Source organism: Methanofollis formosanus (assembly GCF_019633745.1).
Lineage (GTDB): Archaea > Halobacteriota > Methanomicrobia > Methanomicrobiales > Methanofollaceae > Methanofollis > Methanofollis formosanus.
The window spans coordinates 952,509-972,935 of the sequence record NZ_CP037968.1; the positions used below are offsets into that span (position 1 = coordinate 952,509).

At 61.0% G+C, this 20,427-nt stretch carries 29 protein-coding genes; 5 read left to right on the forward strand and 24 right to left on the reverse strand.

What is annotated here, in order from left to right; all coding sequences use genetic code 11:
- Position 1: 1 nt before the first annotated feature.
- Positions 2-523 (reverse strand): hypothetical protein, encoded by a 522-nt coding sequence (locus tag E2N92_RS04255; protein ID WP_220682449.1) that lies wholly within the window; start codon positions 521-523, stop codon positions 2-4.
- A gap of 197 nt (positions 524-720) precedes the next feature.
- On the reverse strand, positions 721-1,197 hold the full coding sequence (locus E2N92_RS04260; protein WP_220682450.1) for a hypothetical protein: 477 nt from the start codon (positions 1,195-1,197) through the stop codon (positions 721-723).
- 242 nt (positions 1,198-1,439) lie between these two features.
- Between E2N92_RS04260 and E2N92_RS04265 the strand changes: the two genes are divergently transcribed.
- From E2N92_RS04265 to E2N92_RS04275, 3 genes are all read left to right on the forward strand, one after another.
- Positions 1,440-1,922 (forward strand): hypothetical protein, encoded by a 483-nt coding sequence (locus E2N92_RS04265; RefSeq protein ID WP_220682451.1) that lies wholly within the window; start codon positions 1,440-1,442, stop codon positions 1,920-1,922.
- A gap of 22 nt (positions 1,923-1,944) precedes the next feature.
- Positions 1,945-2,733 (forward strand): winged helix-turn-helix transcriptional regulator, encoded by a 789-nt coding sequence (locus tag E2N92_RS04270; protein WP_220682452.1) that lies wholly within the window; start codon positions 1,945-1,947, stop codon positions 2,731-2,733.
- A gap of 743 nt (positions 2,734-3,476) precedes the next feature.
- The gene (locus tag E2N92_RS04275; protein WP_220682453.1) at positions 3,477-4,262 is read left to right on the forward strand and encodes a winged helix-turn-helix transcriptional regulator; all 786 of its coding nucleotides are present in this window, start codon (positions 3,477-3,479) and stop codon (positions 4,260-4,262) included.
- A gap of 252 nt (positions 4,263-4,514) precedes the next feature.
- Here E2N92_RS04275 and rsmA read toward each other — a convergent pair whose 3' ends face one another.
- The 21 genes from rsmA to E2N92_RS04380 form a co-directional block, all read right to left on the reverse strand.
- Positions 4,515-5,297 (reverse strand): 16S rRNA (adenine(1518)-N(6)/adenine(1519)-N(6))-dimethyltransferase RsmA, encoded by a 783-nt coding sequence (gene rsmA, locus E2N92_RS04280; protein WP_220682454.1) that lies wholly within the window; start codon positions 5,295-5,297, stop codon positions 4,515-4,517.
- Positions 5,294-5,857 carry a DUF655 domain-containing protein gene (locus E2N92_RS04285; protein ID WP_220682455.1) on the reverse strand — a complete coding sequence of 188 codons (564 nt, stop codon included), beginning with the start codon at positions 5,855-5,857 and terminating at the stop codon, positions 5,294-5,296. Before E2N92_RS04285 ends, rsmA begins: the two co-directional genes overlap by 4 nt.
- Positions 5,858-5,866: 9 nt before the next feature.
- Positions 5,867-6,217 carry an RNA polymerase Rpb4 family protein gene (locus E2N92_RS04290; RefSeq protein WP_220682456.1) on the reverse strand — a complete coding sequence of 117 codons (351 nt, stop codon included), beginning with the start codon at positions 6,215-6,217 and terminating at the stop codon, positions 5,867-5,869.
- 19 nt (positions 6,218-6,236) lie between these two features.
- Positions 6,237-6,530 carry a 50S ribosomal protein L21e gene (locus E2N92_RS04295; protein ID WP_220682457.1) on the reverse strand — a complete coding sequence of 98 codons (294 nt, stop codon included), beginning with the start codon at positions 6,528-6,530 and terminating at the stop codon, positions 6,237-6,239.
- Position 6,531: 1 nt separating this feature from the next.
- Positions 6,532-7,764, reverse strand: a complete 1,233-nt coding sequence (locus tag E2N92_RS04300) for a tRNA pseudouridine(54/55) synthase Pus10 (RefSeq protein ID WP_220682458.1) — start codon at positions 7,762-7,764, stop codon at positions 6,532-6,534.
- The gene (trmY, locus tag E2N92_RS04305) at positions 7,765-8,331 is read right to left on the reverse strand and encodes a tRNA (pseudouridine(54)-N(1))-methyltransferase TrmY (RefSeq protein ID WP_220682459.1); all 567 of its coding nucleotides are present in this window, start codon (positions 8,329-8,331) and stop codon (positions 7,765-7,767) included.
- Between the two features lies 1 nt (position 8,332).
- Positions 8,333-9,649 (reverse strand): signal recognition particle protein Srp54, encoded by a 1,317-nt coding sequence (locus E2N92_RS04310; protein WP_220682938.1) that lies wholly within the window; start codon positions 9,647-9,649, stop codon positions 8,333-8,335.
- A 9-nt stretch (positions 9,650-9,658) separates the two neighbouring features.
- On the reverse strand, positions 9,659-10,825 hold the full coding sequence (gene ftsY / locus E2N92_RS04315) for a signal recognition particle-docking protein FtsY (protein WP_220682460.1): 1,167 nt from the start codon (positions 10,823-10,825) through the stop codon (positions 9,659-9,661).
- 5 nt (positions 10,826-10,830) lie between these two features.
- The gene (pfdA, locus tag E2N92_RS04320; protein WP_343222859.1) at positions 10,831-11,280 is read right to left on the reverse strand and encodes a prefoldin subunit alpha; all 450 of its coding nucleotides are present in this window, start codon (positions 11,278-11,280) and stop codon (positions 10,831-10,833) included.
- Positions 11,273-11,461, reverse strand: a complete 189-nt coding sequence (rpl18a, locus tag E2N92_RS04325; protein WP_220682461.1) for a 50S ribosomal protein L18Ae — start codon at positions 11,459-11,461, stop codon at positions 11,273-11,275. The genes pfdA and rpl18a overlap by 8 nt, the downstream gene beginning before the upstream one ends.
- A 5-nt stretch (positions 11,462-11,466) precedes the next feature.
- Positions 11,467-12,132, reverse strand: a complete 666-nt coding sequence (locus E2N92_RS04330) for a translation initiation factor IF-6 (RefSeq protein WP_220682462.1) — start codon at positions 12,130-12,132, stop codon at positions 11,467-11,469.
- 1 nt (position 12,133) lies between these two features.
- Positions 12,134-12,397 carry a 50S ribosomal protein L31e gene (locus E2N92_RS04335; protein WP_220682463.1) on the reverse strand — a complete coding sequence of 88 codons (264 nt, stop codon included), beginning with the start codon at positions 12,395-12,397 and terminating at the stop codon, positions 12,134-12,136.
- A gap of 4 nt (positions 12,398-12,401) precedes the next feature.
- Positions 12,402-12,554 (reverse strand): 50S ribosomal protein L39e, encoded by a 153-nt coding sequence (locus E2N92_RS04340; RefSeq protein WP_220682464.1) that lies wholly within the window; start codon positions 12,552-12,554, stop codon positions 12,402-12,404.
- A gap of 14 nt (positions 12,555-12,568) precedes the next feature.
- On the reverse strand, positions 12,569-13,159 hold the full coding sequence (locus tag E2N92_RS04345) for a DUF7411 family protein (RefSeq protein WP_220682465.1): 591 nt from the start codon (positions 13,157-13,159) through the stop codon (positions 12,569-12,571).
- Positions 13,160-13,489 carry a DNA-binding protein gene (locus tag E2N92_RS04350; protein WP_220682466.1) on the reverse strand — a complete coding sequence of 110 codons (330 nt, stop codon included), beginning with the start codon at positions 13,487-13,489 and terminating at the stop codon, positions 13,160-13,162. It abuts the gene before it with no gap.
- 15 nt (positions 13,490-13,504) lie between these two features.
- Complete coding sequence (locus E2N92_RS04355) at positions 13,505-13,954, reverse strand: 30S ribosomal protein S19e (RefSeq protein ID WP_220682467.1); 450 nt, start codon at positions 13,952-13,954, stop codon at positions 13,505-13,507.
- A 137-nt stretch (positions 13,955-14,091) separates the two neighbouring features.
- Complete coding sequence (locus E2N92_RS04360; protein ID WP_220682940.1) at positions 14,092-14,340, reverse strand: YhbY family RNA-binding protein; 249 nt, start codon at positions 14,338-14,340, stop codon at positions 14,092-14,094.
- On the reverse strand, positions 14,327-14,650 hold the full coding sequence (locus E2N92_RS04365; protein ID WP_220682468.1) for a ribonuclease P protein component 4: 324 nt from the start codon (positions 14,648-14,650) through the stop codon (positions 14,327-14,329). The genes E2N92_RS04360 and E2N92_RS04365 overlap by 14 nt, the downstream gene beginning before the upstream one ends.
- Positions 14,651-15,729: 1,079 nt before the next feature.
- Positions 15,730-16,341, reverse strand: a complete 612-nt coding sequence (purN, locus tag E2N92_RS04370; RefSeq protein ID WP_220682469.1) for a phosphoribosylglycinamide formyltransferase — start codon at positions 16,339-16,341, stop codon at positions 15,730-15,732.
- A gap of 25 nt (positions 16,342-16,366) precedes the next feature.
- Positions 16,367-17,635 (reverse strand): hemolysin family protein, encoded by a 1,269-nt coding sequence (locus E2N92_RS04375; protein WP_220682470.1) that lies wholly within the window; start codon positions 17,633-17,635, stop codon positions 16,367-16,369.
- Positions 17,636-17,734: 99 nt separating this feature from the next.
- The gene (locus E2N92_RS04380) at positions 17,735-18,556 is read right to left on the reverse strand and encodes a sugar phosphate isomerase/epimerase family protein (RefSeq protein ID WP_220682471.1); all 822 of its coding nucleotides are present in this window, start codon (positions 18,554-18,556) and stop codon (positions 17,735-17,737) included.
- 35 nt (positions 18,557-18,591) lie between these two features.
- Here E2N92_RS04380 and xseA point away from each other — a divergent pair, with 35 nt between their 5' ends.
- On the forward strand, positions 18,592-19,839 hold the full coding sequence (gene xseA / locus E2N92_RS04385; RefSeq protein WP_220682472.1) for an exodeoxyribonuclease VII large subunit: 1,248 nt from the start codon (positions 18,592-18,594) through the stop codon (positions 19,837-19,839).
- A complete protein-coding gene (xseB, locus tag E2N92_RS04390) occupies positions 19,805-19,990 on the forward strand; it encodes an exodeoxyribonuclease VII small subunit (protein ID WP_343222860.1) in 186 nt (61 codons plus the stop codon). Before xseA ends, xseB begins: the two co-directional genes overlap by 35 nt.
- Here the strand turns inward: xseB and E2N92_RS04395 are convergent.
- Positions 19,977-20,405, reverse strand: coding sequence for a DUF371 domain-containing protein (locus E2N92_RS04395; protein WP_220682473.1), 429 nt, complete (start codon positions 20,403-20,405; stop codon positions 19,977-19,979). The two genes, xseB and E2N92_RS04395, sit on opposite strands and share 14 nt — an antisense overlap.
- Positions 20,406-20,427: the final 22 nt, after the last annotated feature.

Here is a 20,427-nt window from a genome sequence, read left to right on the forward strand (position 1 = left end):
TTCACTCTCCTTCTCCAATCTCTTCTCCCCCTTTCCCGAGATCGATCAGGAAGAGAGGAATACAGAGAGCCGTCGAGATGAGGAGCATCCTGAGAAACGACTCCAGCATCTCCATCGTGAAATACAGCGGCCCGATCATCCCGAGAGTGCGCTCTATCGCGTCGTAATCAGGGAAGACCTCGCCGCTCGCAAAGCCGATGAGCATCGCAATGATCTGGGAGAAAAAGGGGATGCAGCAGATGTAGATCCACTTCCACGTCCCCCTCGTCCTGAGAGGGATGAGCACGAACGGTGTCATCGTCGCCAGCACCTGCACGGTCAGGATGACAAAGGTCGCCGCCGGCGTTTGCGGCCCCATGGCCTCGAACGGGATGAGAAACGGCATGACAAGGGCAAGGAGTCCGGCCAGAGCAGGCGGGGCGATGGAACGGAGGGACGGATGCGGGATCCTCTCGATGCCGGTATAGAGGAGGGCGGGGTAGAGGAGAAGGAATAAGATGATGAGAGGGACGTCGAACAGCATCATAAGACTCCAGATATCCGGGATATCTGATTGTCATTATACTATGAATGAGTATATATGATTTCTATGCCGTTTCTCTACAGATCAGAACATCGGGGCGCCACCGGGGGCGGAAGAGGGCGGAGAGGGGATGATCTTTCATCACGCCGTCATCGCGTATCGCGTCGGGCCGCACTCCCACGACAAGAGTTACGATCTCATGCCCCTCTGATCTCGGTCACGGTCGTGACCACCCGCCCTTCCCCCTCGTCGACCAGGAAGTCGACGCTCGCGGTCTTGTTCGTGATCCTGAGGGCCGGGGCGCACCCTCTCCCAGAAGAGGGGAAGGGTGTCGAGTGACAGGAGAGGAACACTCCTTCGACCTCCCCTCCACCGAGATACATCTCTCTCGCCGCCCTGTCCCTGAGCGCGACACGAGCGACATGTGAGGCGTTTGTCTCCATCCAGTCGGTACCGCCCGGAGAGATGACCAGGACGTTTGCGTAATCGAAGTCAGGAAGGTCGGCGGATACGGCGGGGCGGAGGGTGAGCGGTGCCGGGGTTTCCTTAAGGGCCGGCATCTCTGTCTGCGGGACCGGCGTCGTCTCGAGCGTCGTGTTGTCGACCGGAGTCGTGCACCCGGCCACAGATGCCATGACGCCGACGATCAGAAGAGCACACCATATTTCTCTCATGTAAGCACCTATTTTCCCGCTCTTCTCGCAGGAATGATCGCCCGGTTTGCCGTGGAAGTCTTATTCCAGCAGACCAGAGCGTCCTGCCCCTTCTGGACACCGCGTCTGGCATCCACAGCGCACAGTATATTTTTAAAAATATATAATCTCTCTGAGCACCCCCTATACATATCAGGAGGGAATTAGAGGATCAGCTCACAAAGTTTAAGATTACAGATCTCGATTCAGGATATGGCGATACCATGCAGCCTGAAAAAACTATTCTGATTCTTATCATCGCCGCAGCACTGCTTGTGCCTGCTGCGGCCGCCCACGACCTGAGGGCGGAGACCGCCGACCAGATCACCGTCTCATCCATCCCGGACGGGCTGATCGATCTGGACAAATTCAAAATTGGCATTCGTTCGGTCGGTGGTACCATCTATCCAAGCGAGTGGGATCTCATCAACAAGTACATCCCCTCTAATGTCGAGACCATAGAAGTGTATCTCGACTGGAGCGGGCACAGCGGTGGCCCCTACTCTGTCGCCCTGACCATCTACCCCCCAGGAAACAACGGCCACTTCGGCCCGTATTATGACAGTGCCGATGGAAGGAGCGATGAAAAGATCACCCTGTCCTTCTCGGACTCGTCCGGCCTCCCGAGCGGCACCTGGCAGTTCTATGTCTTTGGTGACGACGTGCCGGCCAGTGGGATCTCGTACACCCTGAATGTCGTATACTAAACCCACATCACCGGAGCAGGACATGCAACCAAAATTCGTTCTTTTTTTGATATTCACACTTCTTCTCTTCAGTCCGGGGTATCAGGCAACGGCAAAGATCGTCGTCGAGCCCATACCTGCGGAGATTCACCCAGACAGGATCAGTCTTGACGACGAAGAGATTGTGCCGATCTGGCACTCCTCCCCCATGCGATTACTCACATGCTTCCTCCTCATCTATTGCCCCCTCCTCGCCTGCCCGGTCGAACTCTTCTACTCGCTCGGCATCTGGACCTACCTCGGCTACCGTCGCGCCTCGCGTCAACGCCCCTTCGACAACCCAAACCGGTGGCAGATCTTCACATGCATCAGGGAAAACCCAGGCATCTCCGTAGCCGAGGTCGTCGCCGCCACCGGGGTCAGCCGCGGCACGGTGCATTACCATCTCGCCCATCTGCAAAAGAGGAACATTATCCACAAAAACATCGAGGGAAATTCTATCGGCTACTTCGCATATACCAACGACTTCGACGTCACCGAAGAGCACATCCTCATGCACCTCAAAAACAAGACCAAAAAGAGTCTCCTCTCTCTTCTGCTGGAGACACCAGGACTCTCCCAGTCTGAGGTCGCCGAGGCGATCGAAGTATCGAGGCCGACGGTCTGCTGGCATATGGAGCGACTCATCAAAGACGGGGTGGTTGAGTCAAAGAAAATAGAGGGGAGGGTGCGGTACCGGCTCACCCACGATGCCTGGGAGATGCTTGAGAAGGAGAGGAGGAGTGGGGGGACCAAAGACGATACTACAGATTCCAGGCCGGCGGCGGCCTGAAGAAAATACTCGGAATGATCTCCAGAAATGATATCGGGTGTGAAAATATATCTGAGAATGAAAACGCTATTCTGGTTTTGTCGGTTCATTCAATGTTCAGGAACCACCATACGTTCTATCGCCGATCATCCCTGTCGAAGAGGAGTCTGCCGTCTTCTTTAATTTCAAGCCATGAACCCCGCCCCTTGATTCCAGGATGAAGATTAGAGCCTGAAGGCAGAAAGAAATATGGTGAAATAACGGCTCTGTAGAAATCTTCTTGATAGTTCTCTTCGCCGGGGGACTGGCTGCCCCCCCGGCGCGATTGATGTGGAAGGCGTGGTGATCAGGCGTGCCGCCCTCATCGTAAAATCTTCCCTGTAATCTCGTGCCGGGGGGAGACCCCCGGACCCCATGACGAAGATAGGGGCGGGGCGGCAATGAAGTGGCAGTCCCATCTGGTGTCCTGCTCTGAAGAGGGAGCAAGGATCCGCACCGGAGACCAACGAGAATTTTCATCGCGTATGCTTGAACCCAGGATTCATGCTCAATTCTACAGGGCCATTCGGTGAAACACCAGCCTCCTAACACTCACACCAGATATTTTCCAAACCCCATATTTTTCATAGGCGACCTATATGACAATCAAAGAGCATGGAGAGGATCAACACACAAAATTTAAGGATCAATATATCAATTCACAGTATGCCGACAGTATCCAGACCCCTTCCCGCCCCCGGCCCCGAAGATCATGAGTTGAAATTATGCATCAAAACCCCGCCGCCATATCTGTCCTCATCATGACCCTGCTCCTCCTCTGGAGCCCGGCGGCGGCGAAGATCGTCGTCGAACCCGCACCCGCGGAACTGCCCGCCAATGTAACTTTCATCGACGACGAGGAGTTCGTGCCGATCTGGACTGTTTCGCCGATGCGGCTGCTCACCTACTATACCCTCATCCACTGCCCCGCCCTCGCCGTGCCGGTCTGCCTCCTCTATTCATCCGGCATCCTGGCATTCCTCGGCTACCGGCGTGCCTCGCGCCAACGTCCCTCCGACAACCCGAGCCGCCTACAGATATGTGCGTGCATCAAAGAGAACCCGGGCATCACCGTGCCCGAGATCGCCGATGCAACCGATTTCAGCCGCGGCACGGTGAACTATCACCTCTTCCGTCTGCAAAGGAAGGGCCTTGTTCACAGAAAGGGGCAGGGAAATACCTTCGGTTATTTTGCATACTCCGACAGCCTCGACGCCACAGAAGAGCACCTCCTCATGCACCTCAAAAACCAGACCAAAAAAAGTCTGATCTCTCTTCTGATTGAGGCACCGTGTGTCTCCCAGTCTGAGGCCGCCGAGGCGATCGAGGTATCGAGACCGACGATCGCCTGGCATATGGAGCGACTCATCAGAGACGGGCTCGTCGAGTACAGGAGAGACGGACGGACGGTGCGCTACCGTCTCACCGATGAAGCCGGGGAAGTGCTCGGGAAGATAAGGAAAGGAAGAACAGAAGAGGGTCTGATGGATAAAGGGCCTGCAACGGCCTGAATAGAGGCGAGCGGCCCCGGAACCCCCCACGACGAAGATAGGGGCGGGGCGGCACCAATCTCTCGAACGACACCGTGCTTCAGAAACGTCTTCCACTCACCTATCAAGCCCTGAGAAGTTTTGGGATGACCTCGATGAAATTAATCTCAGGAGGTATGCCCGAGGCGTGCTCTCGCTTCATGAACGATCCAACAGAGCCCAAAAAAGAAAAAATCACCTTTCCCTAGAAAAAGAAAATCATGCAGCGGCCGCTCACTCTTCCTGCGGCGCCAGGAGGTTGGCGACCATCGCAAAGGTCATCATCGAGAGTTCTTCGGGACGCAGGGAAAGCAACTCGTCGGGGAGTTCTGCAAACGCCCGCTCCAGTTCATCCTTCCCGAAGACCCCCTTCGCCCCCCGCAGCCCGTTCTTCACCGTCTTCCTCCGGTGAGAGAAGAGTTCGCGCACCACATCGGCATACACCTTCCGATCGGCAATGAAATACGGCGGTTCGTGGGGGGTGAGGCGCACCACCGTCGAGGCGACCTCCGGCGGCGGGGAGAAGGAGCCAGGACCGAGATTGAAGCAGAGTTCCACGTCGGCGTAGGTCTGCACCATCACCGAGAGACGGCCGCAGGCCGACGTCCCGACCCTCGCCGCCATCCGCTCCGCAAACTCCCGCTGGTACATCAGCACCGCCCGCTCGAACCCGGCCTCGAGGAGACGGAAGGTGATGGGTGAGGAGGCAGAATAGGGAAGATTTGCGACGACGATCTCGAACGGCGGGAACGCAACCCTGGTCGCGTCGCCATGGACGATCTCAAGACGTCCTGCCTCGATCTCGTCGGCAAACGTGAACGAGAGTTCCTCCACCAGGGAACCGTCGAGTTCGACGGCGACCACCCTGGCACCGGCCTCAAGGAGGGCAGCGGTCAGCACACCTCTCCCTGGGCCTATCTCCAGAACCCGTCGGTCCGCAAGGTCGCCTGCCAGATCAACGATCCGGCCGACCGCCCGCGGGTCAATCAGAAAATGTTGATCATGCCGTGCTTTCATCGTGCCGTAAAGAGACGATACTTGACCTCGGGATCCTCGAGCTCTTCCATGACCCGCCCGACGATCAATTTGGTCGGGTTCGGGATGGACTTGATCCGCTGAGCGATATCCGCGAAACTCTCGTACGGCTTCTTGTTCCGCTCCTCGACCAGTTCCCACATGAGTTTCTTCCCGATACCGGGGAGAAGATGGAACATATGGAGCTTCGGCGTGATCGGAACCGCCTTGTTGAAGAACTCAACAAAGCGCGCCTCGTCCTCCTTCACGATCGACTCGATCGCGAAGGGGAGTTCGACCTTCGCCGTGTTCGTCAGGTCGGTATAGCTGATCCGACGCTTCACCCGCTCGACCTTGTCCCGCTCGCTATCACCGATATAGACCGAATCATGGATCTGGATATCGGCGCCCTTCTTCGGGATCAGTTCGAGCAGTTTGAACTGCCCGGTCCCCACCGCCTGCACGACAGGTTCGCGCTTGAAGCCGCGTCGCTGATCATCAATACGACCCTGAAGAAGTACATCCACAACTACCGCGTAGATCTCCTTTTTCTCAGCCTTCATAGCAACCCCTCAGAGATGAGTGATTACCATCTCCAGAATAGCATCGAGTTCCTCGCCGGTGAGCGTGTAGCGCTCCTTGGCGTAGATCGCTCTCAGTTCATCCCGTGATCTGGGCATGATATTGGCGATCCTGAACGCGATGTCAGGTTTCATCTTTTCAAGAGTGAGGAGTTTGTCCACGAGGTCGCGTGAATGCTCGGCTGAAGCCTTGGAAAGGTGATTGGCATGCTCAATGCTCTGACGGAGCTCATAGGACATCTCCTGCCCGGCATCGAGACGCCGCGCTTCGACCTGTGCGAGCTGGCCCTTCATCTCCGGAAGGGTGATCCGCTCCTCGCTAATTACTCCTTTAACCTTCATGCCAATCACTCGGTGGACATTATACTTTCTGAGGCTTTAGATGTTGTGGTCTGGAAATTACAATCTTCATACTGTTCCCATCGGGAACCTCGACGAGCCAGGCGCGGCCACGCTGACCGACGACCGTTCCGGTCCTCCCGTGGAACCTCCGATTGGGCATCCCCTTCTGGATGCTCGGTTCACAGACGATGTGGACCTTCTGTCCCATCTCGAACTTCTGGATAACCGCAGTCGGCGGGACAATGCCCCGGCGCCTGAGATCTTTCTTCAGCTTATACCGCGTCTTCTTCCTCGGACCGTTATGATGAGCCATCTCATTCACCACTCTCTGGTTCTTCCACCAGCACTACATCGAGGCTGGTGACTCGAGCTTCTTTGCCCAGGAGCCCAGCAAGACTGGGGTTCGTTCTCCCGCCGTCGCCGGAGACCAGTTCCTTAATATAAAGACCGGCCTCGCCGACGACCTCGATGACGAACTTCCCGTCCTGCATCCCCGGAGATTGAATATTTATAACCCCGCGCTCTCGGATCTTGTCGGCCCGGCGGTGCGCCACCCGTTTCGGGGTGCGCTGGTGAATCGTAACACCGTTCAACCGGTCCAGTGCGGATCTGAGTTCGTCCAGGGAAATATCTTCATCGATCTCTACGAGAATCCTGTATTTTTTATGCGCTTTGTTCGATTTAAGGGTTTCCACCTCAGCGTGAGAACTCCATCCAGTCAATTCGACCGCAACGCGGCCGTCCGCACGCTCGTTGATCAGCGCCTCCAGGGCGGCAAGATCGACCTCCCGACGCTTCGGGTTGAAGAGTTCCATCACGAAGGGCCGGCCGCTCCCGAGCATCCTGGCATCGATGTCTTCTCTGCCCGAGCCATGGAGGATCGCCGCTTCGGCCTCGAAGACCTCGGCCGCCGGGCGGCCGATGAGCTCTTCCACCGAATCGGCGTACATCTTGCCGGTGAAGTTGCACCGCTCGCACCCTTTACCGCGGCAGACCCGGCAGTCCCAGTGGGTCTGCGGGATCCCGCGCTCGTACTTGCAGTACCGGCCCCTGAAATAAACCGGGTTGACCTCGACCTCCACCCGGTCCTCGGCCAGGTTGAGGATCGCGACCACGTCGGGCCGCTTGAACTCTACCGTCTTGCCGGTCAGGGCCGAGACCGCCTTGCCGACCTCGCGGTTCAGCTCCGACTTGATCGGCTCGGGGTCGGTGAGGGAGAGGTCGGACCAGACCATCTCCTCGCTCTCGGCGATGAGCGGGGGCACCCGCGTCCCGACCAGGAAGGTCGCATACTCGGTCCCCTCCAGGGCCTCGACGACGCGGGCCGCCCACCCGGCGATCTGGTCGAAGGCCCGGTCGCAGACCCAACACTCCTCCGGCTCTCCGGTGAAGGGTTCGTTCTTCGCCAGGGCATGGGCGGTCCGCAGGGCCAGACCGCGTTCGTCGTTCGACAGCCCGAACGAGCGCTTCCCGAAGAAGCGCCCGAGACAGTGGTCGCAGATCGGGCCGTATTCCAGGACCGCCCCGACCGTCTCGATCAGATCCATTCAGCTCTCTCTCCTGTCACGTTCGTTGTGCAACACCACGATCGCCTGATCCGCATGGAGGACTCGCGGCCCCAGGGAGTAGGCCGGAAGCCCGCCGGTCAGTTCTTCCTCCTCTTCGGTGAAGTTGAGGTGGTCGGAGAGGAGGACCGTCTCGGGAAGAGACGACGCCTCGCGCACGTCCTCGCCCCCTTCGTCCAGAACTCCACACGGGCACTCCGCGAGCACCGCATCGAGCCCTCCTTTCCGCACCATCACGCCCGGACTCGCCTCCCTGAAGGTCGTCCCGCAGGGGAGGGCCAGGGCCTTCTTGATCAGGCCTGCAATGTTGCGCTCGTCGGGGCTGAGGTTTCGTACCTTCGCCCCGGAAAAACCGATCGTCTTGGGACCCTTCGGCTCGCCCAGCAGGACGAGCCAGCACTCGGCGTCCCGCCTCATCCCATGGGAGAGACAGAGGGAGGCCGCCACGCACCGGCAGAGTTCGTCCATCCGGCCGGCACCAGGGAGATCGTTCAGCGAAAAACCGGGGTCAGTGCTCCCCCGGTGCCCGACCACGACAAAACGTCTCATCCTACTGCATCTTCCCGAACCGTTTCATCATGCGCTGCATGGAGAACTTGCTCCCCCGCATCCCCTTCAGCGCACGCTGCATGACCCGATAATATTTGAGCAGTTCGCGCACGTCCTCGGGCGGCACGCCCGACCCCTGCGAGATCCGCTGGACCCTGGGACCTGAGATGATCTGGGGGTCGTCGAGTTCGGCCGGGGTCATCGAGTCCATGATCACCTTGTAGCGGTCCATCTTCGTCGAGGTGACGTCGTAGGCGTCGTCCGGGATCTGCATCCCGCCCATCGGGAGCATGGACATCACCTGCTTGAGCGGCCCCATCTTGTTCACCGCCTCGAGCTGTTTGTACATGTCCCGGAGGGTGAACTTGCCCCTGAGGATGGCGTTGACGTCCATCTCGTCCTCGGAGATGACCTCCTCGGCCCGCTCAACCAGGGCCTTCAGGTCGCCCATCCCGAGCAGCCTGGAGATGAACCCGTCGGGGTCGAACCGCTCCAGGTCGTCGGGGGTTTCCCCGGCACCGATGAAGACGATCCCGCTCTTCGTCTCCGAGACCGCGGAGAGGGCGCCGCCGCCCTTGGCCGTGCCGTCCATCTTGGTGATCAGCACGCCGTCGATCCCGATGGCCTCGTTGAACCGCCGCGCCTGCTCTTTGGCCTGCTGGCCGAGCGCCGCGTCGATGACGAGCCACCGGTGGTCGGGACGGGCGATCTCGTTGATGTTGATGATCTCCTCGATCAGTTCGTCCTCAAGGGCGTGGCGCCCCTGGGTATCGATGATGACGACCTCGGTCTCCTCGAAGTGTTTCATCCCCTCGCGCACGATCTTGAGGGCGTCGTGCTCGTCGGGACTGCCGACGATCGGGACGTCCACCTTCGCACAGAGGGTGGCGAGCTGCTGGTAGGCGCCCGGCCTGAAGGTGTCGGCGCAGATCACCCCGACCTTCAGCCCCTTGCGCTTGAAGTAGCGCGCGAGCTTCCCGGTCGTGGTGGTCTTGCCGCTCCCCTGCAGCCCGGCCATCAGGATCGTCTGCGGGGCGAGGTCGACCTTGCCCGCGCCGCCCATCAGCCCGACCAGTTCCTGGTAGACGATCCGCAGCACATGCTCGCGGACACTCATCCCGCGCGGGGGTTCCTCCTCCAGGGCCCGCTGTTTGATCGACTGGGAGAGCTGCATGACGAGCTTGACGTTGACGTCGGCCTGGAGAAGGGCGCGCTGGAGGCTGCGCACCAGCTCCTCCACTGCCGCCCGGTCGACGACCGTCTTGCCTGCGAGTTTCTTGACCGCGTCTTTCAGAGACGAACTGAGCGAGTCGAGCACCATGTGTATCTATTCCTCCGCACCGAGAAGTTCGCCGACCACGGCGTCGGGCTTGAAGGGCACGATGTCGCTGTAGGCCTGCCCGGTCCCCAGGAAGAGGATCGGTTTGCCGATCGTCTGGGCGATCGAGATCGCCGCACCGCCCTTCGAGTCCATGTCGGCCTTGGTGAGCATAACGGCATCGGTCCCGACCAGATCGTTGAAATCCTTGGCCCGCACCACGGCGTCGTTGCCCGCGACCGCCTCGTCGACATAGACGACGAGGTCGGGCTTCATCACGCGCCGGATCTTCTCGAGCTGGTTCATCAGGTTCTTGCGGTTGTGGAACCGGCCGGCCGTGTCGGCAAGGACCACGTCGATCCCGTGTCCTTTCGCGTACTCGACGGTGTCGTACAGGACCGCCGCCGGGTCGGAACCCTCCTGGTGCTTGATCACCTTGATGTCAAGCCTTCGGCCGTGTTCGGCGATCTGGTCGATCGCCCCGGCCCTGAAGGTGTCCCCGGCCCCGAGCACGACCGAGTAGCCGTTCGCCTCGAGGTAATGGGCCATCTTCGCAATGGAGGTCGTCTTCCCGGTGCCGTTCACGCCGGTGATCAGGATCTTCACCGGACGTTCGTGGACCCTGATGTACTCCAGGAGATCGAAGCCATCTCCGAGAACCTTCAGAAGGGCGCCCCTGAGCGCCGACATCACGATATCGTCGACCGGCGCGCCGATCTTGCGGTGGCTCCCGACGAGATCCTCGCGCATATAGCCGATGATCGCGTCGGTCACCTCGAGGGCGACGTCGTTCTCCAGGAGGACCATCTCGAGTTCGAAAAGAGGCTCTTCGATGTCTTTCTCAGAGATCACCAATTCGCGCTCGAGCACCAGCGTCTTGACCCTGGAGACCAGCCCGCCAAACCGCGTGCGCTCCTCTGCCGGCCGCTTTGCAGGCGCAACAGGCGCCGTTGGTGCGGGGGCGCGGGGCGCGGGTTCAGGTTCGGGCGCGGGTTCAGGTGAAGGTTCAACCGCCGGTTCTTCCGGCTCGAAAACAGGTGCAACGACCTCTGCCTGAGCAGGGGCCGGGATCTCGGCCCTGACCTCCTCACGGACCGCCTCACCGGCGGCGTCCTTGATGGAGTGGCCGAACTTCTCTTTGATATTCTGCAGTTTGTTCTTCAGGCCCTCAAACATGGGGATTACCTGCCCGGAGCTATCTGCTGCTGTTGACGGTAGGCAGCATCAAGACGGGCCGCGATCTCGTTCATCTGGCCTTTCAGATTCTCGATCGTCTCGGCGACCTTCTTCTCCGAGGCCTCGAGCTCGCGTGCCCGCCCCTCGAGGAACGAGATTGCGTCCTCGTTGCTGCGTTCGACGGTGACATCCGCCCCGATGGCGACCAGCACTTTTTCAGGGTCAGGGACCGTTGCCCTGACACTCACGCCGCCGCCGAGCGGGAGAAGGACTGTCCCGTCCTGCGCCTCGCCAAGGGACCGGAGGGTTTCGATCGCCGCGAAGGCCTCCACCCTCTGCTGGTCCATCATCTCCAGCTGCCTGGCAAAGACCTCTGCCTGCTGTCCGTACTCGTTGAGATAATACTGGAGCGACTGCAGCTCCCTCGGGTCGGCCTGTTCCATGGACTCAGTCACCTACTACGGTAACGCCATCGATTGAGATATACCTTCTCTTCAGGTTGTGTTTACTGCCGATATCGGCGTAAATGTGTTCCTTTGCAACCTTCTCGTTCGGGGCCTCGACGACCTTGGTGAAGGACTGCCTGGTCCCACCCATCTGGCAGGCGCCCGTAATTTCAAACTTCTGCATCTCCATTCTGCTCACTCCAGAAAGCCAAACACTTCCTCAATCCGCCCGAGTTCAAAACCGGTGGTCTCGAACCCGGCGACATATCCCTTGCTGTTCGCAAGAACCCCGGTCCCGACGAGGCCACTGCCCATATTCACCGTGCCCGTTCCGATCACGAGCTCGTCCGCACATCCGGCGAGGTCGGCGATCTCGGCCTCGGTGCTCCGCGCATGGACAAGGACACCCTTGTTGGTGGCGACCGCAGCCATCCCGACGGTCCTCACACCGGCGAAGGTCAGTCTGCGCACCGGCACTCCGAGGAACGTCCCGATCTCCTCTGCCTCCTCTATCGGCATCTCAGGGTGTACCGCAGCAAAGATATCGTTGGCAAGGATCACGTTCCCGGCGGCGTTCATCGACGTCCCGAGAGTCATCACCTCCCCATATTCCCTGAGCACGGCGAGTTCATCCTCGGATGCAAGCCCGCTCACCACCATCCCGTTCGAGTTGCCGGCGAGGAGCGAACCGATGATCGATGAGCCCTGGATCGTCGTCCTGACGACCTCGACATCAAGCGCCTCGGCTACTCTCTCTGCAAACTCCTCGGTTGCCATGGGGGGAACGACGGCGAACTCCTCGAAGGCCCGCGCGAAGACGCCGATATGCGGATCGGCGGCAAAGTCGATCGTTCTCTCCATTTCACTCCTCAGCGAGTTCGGCCTGGACCTGCCCGTCCTCGAACTTCATGGCACGGATCCTGATCGATGCCGGCGGCTTCTCGGCCCCGCGCTCCCAGACCTTCTCGTTGATGCTGCTGTCCAGTTTGATATTCTCGCTCTTCATGTGCCGGACAAGATATGCCCTGATATCTTTAATCGCAGCATTACAGCGCCTCCGGCTCGGAGCGCGCCTGCTGTTGCGGAGAGGAACAATATAGATCTGCTCTTTGAGTGCTTCTACCATGTCTCTACACCTTCAGCGTGCTTCTTCTCCACATGCGCCTCTTGGGGTGGGAGACCACCTGGCGCTTCGTCCGAATCATCACCCACGCAGGAACGCGGCGGTTCTGCATGGATGCCTTTGCCAGCCGGACCTTGCGGCCCTTGGTAATTTTGCTCATAGTTATCACCGTCATCAGGTGCCGGTCGCACCCGTGACCAGGGACTGCTCGTGGCGTGCAGGAAAGAGCTCCGCACACCGGTGGCCCATACGCCCGACCGCAGCCCTGATCTCGTACTCATAATCACCGTTTTCGATGGTGCCGGTCTCGCCGTAGGCGACACTGAGGTGCCGTGCGGCGAGCCGCTGCACCTCGACCTTTCCGTAGCCGAGGAGCGGGCGGACATAGGAGCAGCCGTACCGGTCGGCGAGGCTCATCGCATCGCCCCGGGTCAGCATCGGCACCCGGTCGTTCATCCGGGTGCCGTCCGCGACCACTTCATACTCTTGCGCGAGAAGACGGACCGCCCGACGGTGGACCGCCGTGATGGCGGTGCAGGGGTGGCCGTCTCTGACCACCTGCCCGGCCGCCGCCGTCAGACACTCAAGACCCAGCGACCGTTTCTGCCACGGGAACCCGAGTGCCCTGGCCGCAGCCTCGACCGACGGCACCTCCCGGTCGGGGTCGAAGACAAAGGTATTGAGTTCGACCTCGTAGTCGCGGGAGAGGAGCACCGCAGCAAGGGCGCTGTCTTTTCCTCCACTGAAGAGCAGACCGGCTTTCATCTACTTCCGCGTGATCCGAAACTCTTTCTTCTTCGGGGTGATCTGCACCAGCAGCGCCTTCAACTGCTCGTCAGAGATCTTCTGCCGGATCCGGCCGCTCTGCGCAAGCATTATCAACTGCTGTTCGATCGCCCGTGCAAACTCGGGTTTGGCGAGTTTGATCGTATTCAGCCGTTCACGCGCCTCGGGTTCAAGGATCTGCATGAGCGCGAGCTGCATCTCTGACTCAGCACGTTTCTGCCGTTCCAGTTCTTCTTGCTGGTCTACAGCCTGGTGCTGGAGTTGTTCCAGTCTCCTGCGCCTGATCTCAGAGAGTTCGTCGTCACCCATCAGTATCCCTCAAACTTAGTAGTGCGCAAGGTCGGGCACGGCCTCTGAAGCCGCTGCCTTCTGGCTGTTCGCAGCATTGTCCAGGAATGCGCGGCCCTTCGCAGAGACCTGCCGGCCGTCGCGCACCTTCTCGACGAGGCCTTCGGCCTCGAGCTGCTGGAGCGCCTTTCTCAGGATCGAGCCGCTCCCCTTCTTGAACCGGTTCGGGTTGGCACCGCGGTTCCGGGCTCCGCCGTATGCGGTCCTCAGTCTCTCCACGCCGACCGGGCCGTCGATGTAGATCCGACGGAGGACGGCCGCCGCCCTGACATACCACCAGTCGGGGTCCTCAGGAGGCATTTCCTTGTGGATCCCGGTCTTGGCAAAAGCCGCCCATTCAGGAGGCTCAATGGCAGGAAGCTCCTTTAACTCACGGGCCACCTGCGGGATGAGCATCTCAGCCGGGATGTCATATACAGTTGTCATTGGTTAACCTCACTGTAACGATCGATGTTACCAGTCTTTATCTATTTGCCATGGATGTTTTTATATATTTCGAGCAGCAAAACCCGGGCTTTTTCCGGCAATCTGACCCAGAATGCCCGGAGAAAAGAGGGATCGGATCAGGCCGGCCTGCTCCCTTTCCGCTTCTCGGCAAGGACCATGGTCCGGCCCCGCACGCCGACGAGTTCGGCGCCTGCCCGGCGTGCGATATCGTCGGCGTCCACCTCGGTGCTGCGGAGCCATTTGATCTTGATAGCCTTGCGCTGCTTGATCTGGAGCCGGATCTCCTCGATGAGGGTATCCGAGCACCCCTGTTTGCCGATCCACACGGTCGGCTTCAGTTCCTGGAAGAGTTCATTTTTTTCGATGTTTTTTCACCACCGGATAGCGTTTCTGGTGACCGCAGACACGACAGGTGACGATCACCTTCCCGTGCTGCACCCGGACGCGGGCATTGGAGCCGGGGACGAGATATGACGAGCACCGCCTGCAGAACCGCAGCCCCAGGCCTTTCGGGATCCGGGCCCGCTGGCGCATCGCGATCCGTCGGGCGAGGGCAACGCACCGGTTGCTCAGGTCGGGATCCGCAGGGTAGAACTCGGCCGCCCGTTCGAAGAGGAGCGCGATCCGTTCGTGCGCGATCTTTTTTGCGTTCTGGTCCTTGGGTCTCCGCCGCATGGGTGCCTCAGTACTCCTGATACGTTATGCAGGAAGATAATTATAGCAGTGCATCGGGGCCGGCCGGATTTGTTGAGAGCATTCGCACCCACGAACAGAGGATAGGCTGCGGCGGTGAGAGGAGGGGTTCCTCATCTGTTCTTTTGTTGCGAGAGGAATGAACGGAACCCCTGTCATGGCCTTCCCGGCCCTATCTCCGGCGTCGCGAGGGTGTGACTGTGTCGGGATCAAATATGCCGCCCCCCAATCACCGGATCTTTTCTGTCATTTCACGAGAGGATAAGGCAGGGGCGGCATCACGCGTGATCCCGCTGAACGACGACGGCCCGTTCTCGTCCTACTCCAATCTTCGGGGTCATGACAGCGGGACCGCGCGATGATCAAAACGTGCCGTCCCCCCATCGCGAGATCTTTCCTGCCGTATCGCGAGAAGATTGAGCATGGGACGGCATCACGCGTGATTCCGCCGAGAACAGATCGGTGCTCTTCCGTCCGGGTTCTATCTTCGTGGTCACCACGACAGAACAGCGCGGCGATCGGATGTGCCGTCCCCTGTCACCGGATCTGTCCTGCCATTTCGCGAGAGGATTGGACAGGGGACGGCATCACGCGTGATCCCACTGAAGAATGATCGCCTCTTCTCCGTCCGATTCTATCTCCAGGGTCACGACGACAGGACGGCGCGGCGACAATGAAGCGGGGTTCCACCCCGCCGAACGGTCACACAACCGAAGAGGTCATCCCAAAACTTCTCTGGCCTTGATAGGTGAGGAGAAGAAGTTTCTGAAGCACGGTGTCGTTCAAGAGATTATTGCCGCCCCGTTCCGATCTTCGTCGTGGGGGGGGTCCGGGGGGTCTCCCCCCGGCAGGAGAGAGCAAGGAACCATTCTTTATGCTCTCTGTGGGCGGCACGTCTGATCGGTCTGCCTTCCTCCGTCACTCACACGGGGGGCGTTGCCTCTGGAAACCTCCGGATGGCAATTGAAGCAGGGAAGGCAGATGAACGGCCGAAAAGAGTCTTGATCCGGAGATTGATCGAACTCTGGCTACTTTTGGGATATGCTCGAAGAAAAAAAGATTCAGGCCGGGGGGAGGATCCGGACGCGCCGGCCTTCGACCTGAATGCGGTCCTCGCAGAAGAGGGCCACCGCCTCGGGGAGGGCGCGGTGCTCCTCCTCGATGATCCGGTCGGCAAGGCTATCCTCGTCGTCGTCCTCGAGCACCGGCACGCAGCGCTGGATGATGATCGGGCCGCTGTCCATGCCAGTATCGACGAAATGGACGGTGCATCCGGCCACCTTCACCCCATACTCGACCGCCTGCCGCTGCGCGTGGAGGCCGGCGAAACTCGGGAGGAGGGCCGGGTGGATGTTGATCATCCTGCCGGCAAAGGCCTCCACGATCGCCGTACCCACGATCCGCATGTAGCCGGCAAGCACGAAGAGGTCGGCCCGGCACGCCTGCATCGCCGCCAGGAGGTCGGCCTCGTAGGCCTCCTTCGAGGGATACGCGCGATAGTCGAGGACCGTCGCCTCGATCCCTGCCTCGCGGGCGCGGGTGATCGCATAGGCCCCGGGATTGTCGGTGATCAACCCGACACACTCGGCCCGGATCGTGCCCGCGCCCAGGGCGTCGAGGACGGCCTGGAAGTTCGAGCCCCTTCCTGATGCCAGCACTGCGATGCGCTTCATGCTCACACGTCGGCGCGAGAGGGTATTAACGGTTCTCACCCTCCTCGGCCGGGGGCGGCGGGAGGATGAGTTTGACCTTGGTGATCCGCCGGCCCCGCATCTGCATCACCGCGAGCGAGGTCCCGTCCTGGAGTTTGACCACCTCGCCCCTGAGCGGGAGGTGGCCGAGCATGTTGAAGATGAGGCCGCCGATCGTCTCGTACGACTCACCGATCGGGAGCGCAACGTCCAGGTCCTCGTTGAGGTGCTCGACCCAGACCTGGGCGTCGACCATATAGACGCCGCCGCCGAGTTTCTGGACCGCCGGTTCCTCCTCGTCGAACTCGTCCAGGATCTCGCCGACCAGTTCCTCCAGGATGTCCTCCACCGTCACCACCCCGGCGAACCCGCCGTATTCGTCGAGGACGATGGCCATGTGGACCTTGCGGATCTGCATCTCCTTGAGGAGGTCGTCGATCATCTTCGACTCGGGGACGAAGAAGGCGTCGTACATCATCTCGCTGATCGAAGCCTCTTGTTTCGAGAACTCGGCCGAGAAGACGTCCTTGACATTGAGGACACCCACCACGTTGTCGATCTGGCCGTGGTAGACCGGCAGACGGGAGAGCCCGGTCTCGTTGAAGAGGTTGATGGAACCGTCCATCGAGTTGGTGTCCTCGATCATCACGACGTCCACCCGCGGCGTCATGATCTCGCGAGCGGTCGTCTCCCCGAACTTGAAGACCGAGTAGAGCATCTCGCGCTCTTCCTCCTCGATCGTCCCTTCCTCCTCGCCGACGTCGATCCATTCCTTGATCTCTTCCTCGGTAATCGAGGGTTCTCCTCCCTGCATCAGGGAGAAGTGGGCGCTGAACCGGTCGTAGCCCCAGAGAATGGGGTACAGCACCTTCGCCATCATCAGGATCCAGGGGGCGGCAAAGAGGGCAAGCCGGTCGGTGTACCTGGCGGCATAGGTCTTGGGCCCGATCTCGCCGAAGATCAGCATCAGGATGACGACGACCCCGGTGGCGATCCCGACACCGGCGTCACCGAAGCGTGCGATGGCGACGGCCGTCGCCAGCGAGGCGGCCGCCACGTTGACGACGTTGTTCCCGATCAGGATGGTGATGAGGATGTGGTCGGGATATTCTTTCAGCTGCGCAAGGGCCTCGGCACCGTCCCTCCCCTCGTTGACGAGGGTCCGGACCTTTGCTCTTGTGATCGAGATCAGCGCCACTTCGGCACTGGAAAAAAAACCAGACAGAACGAGACAGACGACAAAAAGCCCGATTAAAACAATCTCATCGGGGGTCATTGCTGCCTCGCCGATCTACGGCATAACGCAATCCAACTATCGTTCATAAACTGTAGGTCGATTTTCTGGTATGTACTGAAGAGACTTAAACCCAGCGTTTCAGGAGAGGCACCAGGCCACATATCGATGTTCGTCCCTGAGGACCGTGACCTTCTCCTCCAGAGAGAGGGGGTGCGAAAAACTCTGGTCCTCGATCTCCAAGGTGAGCGGGCCGCGGTAGCCTCTCTCTTCCAGGGCGCGGACGACCGCACATGCCTGCGGGCTCCCGGCGACCGGCAGGTGCCGCTGCCGGTCCGCTGCCATGCTCAGGTGAACATTGGCGAGCCGGTCCCCGCAGAGATCGAGGTACCGGAAGACTTCATCGTTCGAGACGGCCATGGCGTGAGCGACGTCGAGGGTGAACCAGAGCCAGGGGTTGGCGTCGAGCACCTCGCGCATCCCCTCGGGCGTGCAGAGGAGCGAGTTCACCTTCGGCTCCATGTTCTCGATCGCGACCTTCACCCCGGTGCCCCCGGCCGCCTGCCGCAGGCGCGCGAGGTAGGTCTCGAAGTGCTCGTAGTCGTACCGGCTCGGCGGGCGTCTGGCCGTCCTCCGGCCCGGGTGGACGGTGACCACGTCAGCCCCCACCGCACCGGCCAGTTCGACCGCCTCGACGGCGTACTGCCTGGAGGCGGCGGCGACCCTGGGGTTGATGGAGCAGGGGTTGAGGTCGAGGACCGGCGCATGGATGGTGAGCGGGGCAAGGGCCGGATGGGCCCGCACCGCCGCCTCGAGTTCGGGGAGGGGCCGGCCCCGCAGCCAGTAGTGCGGGGTCTCGACCCAGAACTCCACCCCGGTGAGCCCGGCCTCCTCGATGGAGGAGAAGATCTCGTCGACCGGGTATTCGTGAAAGAACATGCTGGAGACGGCGAGACGGAGCATTGGTTGATATAGACCTCCTGCCCAAGATAAACGTGATGGGTCCGGCAGAAGGGCCCGACGGTCCGGCGGTCCTCGGGGTCGCCGAGGTCACCGGGATCATCAGGGACGCCCTGGACCTCCCCGAGCTTGCAGGGCTCTGGGTGCGGGGCGAGGTCACCAACTACACGCACCATCGTTCAGGCCACCGCTACTTTTCCCTTGGGGAGGGCCGGGGCAGAGATCAGGCGCTCATCAATGCCGTGATGTTCAGGGGGAGCGCACGCGCCCTCTCCTTCGAACCGGCCGAGGGGATGGACGTCCTCGCCTATGGACGCGTGGGGGTGTACGGGCCGCAGGGGAAGTATCAATTTTATGTCGAGGATATGCGCCTGGCCGGGGAGGGCGAGAAGCATCTCCTGGTCGAGCGGTGGAGACGTGAGCTTGCGGCCGAGGGGTGTTTCGAGACGTCACGGAAGAGAGGGATCCCCGCGTTCCCGCGGCGGGTGGCGGTCGTCACCTCGCCGACCGGCGCCGTCCTCCACGACATCACCAACGTCCTCTCGCGCCGGTACCCCCTCGAGGTCCTCCTCTCGCCGACGGCCGTCCAGGGAGAGACGGCCCACCTCGAGATCGCCGGGGCGATCAGGCGGGCCGACGGCCTGGCCGACGTGCTGATCGTCGGGCGGGGCGGCGGGAGTTTTGAAGATCTCTTCCCCTTCAACCGTCCCGAGGTGGTGCGGGCGATCGCTGCCTGCGAGACGCCGGTGATCAGCGCGGTCGGGCACGAGGTGGACGTCACCCTTGCCGACCTGGCGGCAGACCTGCGGGCCCCGACACCCTCGGCAGCGGCCGAATGTGCGGTGCCAGACCGGCAGCGGCTCCGGGAAGATCTTGAGGCCGACCGGCGGCGGATGAGGGATGGAATCGTCGCGGCGCTCGACCGGCGGCGGACCGGGCTTGAAGATCTGCGGCTGAGGCTCAGGCCCGCACGGCCGCTGCGCCGGGTGGCCGAGGTGAGGCAACAGACCGCCGACCTCGAAGAGCGGCTTTTCCGGGCCGCGAGCATGAAGATAAAGAACGAACGGCTGGTTCTGACAGGGCTGAAGGCCACGCTCGATGGGAAGAACCCGTATGCTCCCCTCAGGAGAGGGTACGCCCTCGCTCTCAGGGACGGCGAGGTGGTGCGGTCGGCCGGCGCCCTCGGTCCCGGCGATCGGCTCGACCTCCTCCTCGCCGACGGGCGGGCCGGGGTCGTGGTGGAGAGTGTGCATGATGACGAAGACGTACGAAGACCTGATCCGTGAACTAAAAGAGACGATCAAAAAGATCGAGGACGATTCGACCGGGCTCGAGGAGAGCATCGCCCTCTACGAGAAGGGGGAAGAACTGGTGAAGGAGTGCGAGCGCCTCCTCGACGAGGCCGAGGTGCGGGTCACCACCCTCACTCAGGAATAGAGGCCTCGATCTCGACGACGAGGTCGGCGCCTTCCTGGAGGAGCGCGACCAGACGGCGGTCGATGGTCCTGGCGACGGTGTCCGCGCCGACGGCGGCGGTCCGACCGCAGACAAAGGAACTTCTCCGCCAGACCAGGTCGGAAGGATGATCGAGGGCGAGCCCGGCGCTCCCCTGCGCACGGACGACGACCTCGACCTCGCCGGCCCGCAGCCTGACGGTCACTTCGGCACGGTCGTCGGCGAGGATGCGCTTGAGCGCGGGGTCCAGGTCGGCGGCCCCTTTGTCGGCCGCGACGCCGATGATGCAGTCGCCTGCCGGACTGAGGTCCGGCGCTGTGGTCACCTCAAAGGTGGTGGGGTGGAGCGCCCTGACATTCGGGTGCCCGCGACAGTGGATGACGTCCCGTGCCTTCATTATTAATAATCATGGAACTCCC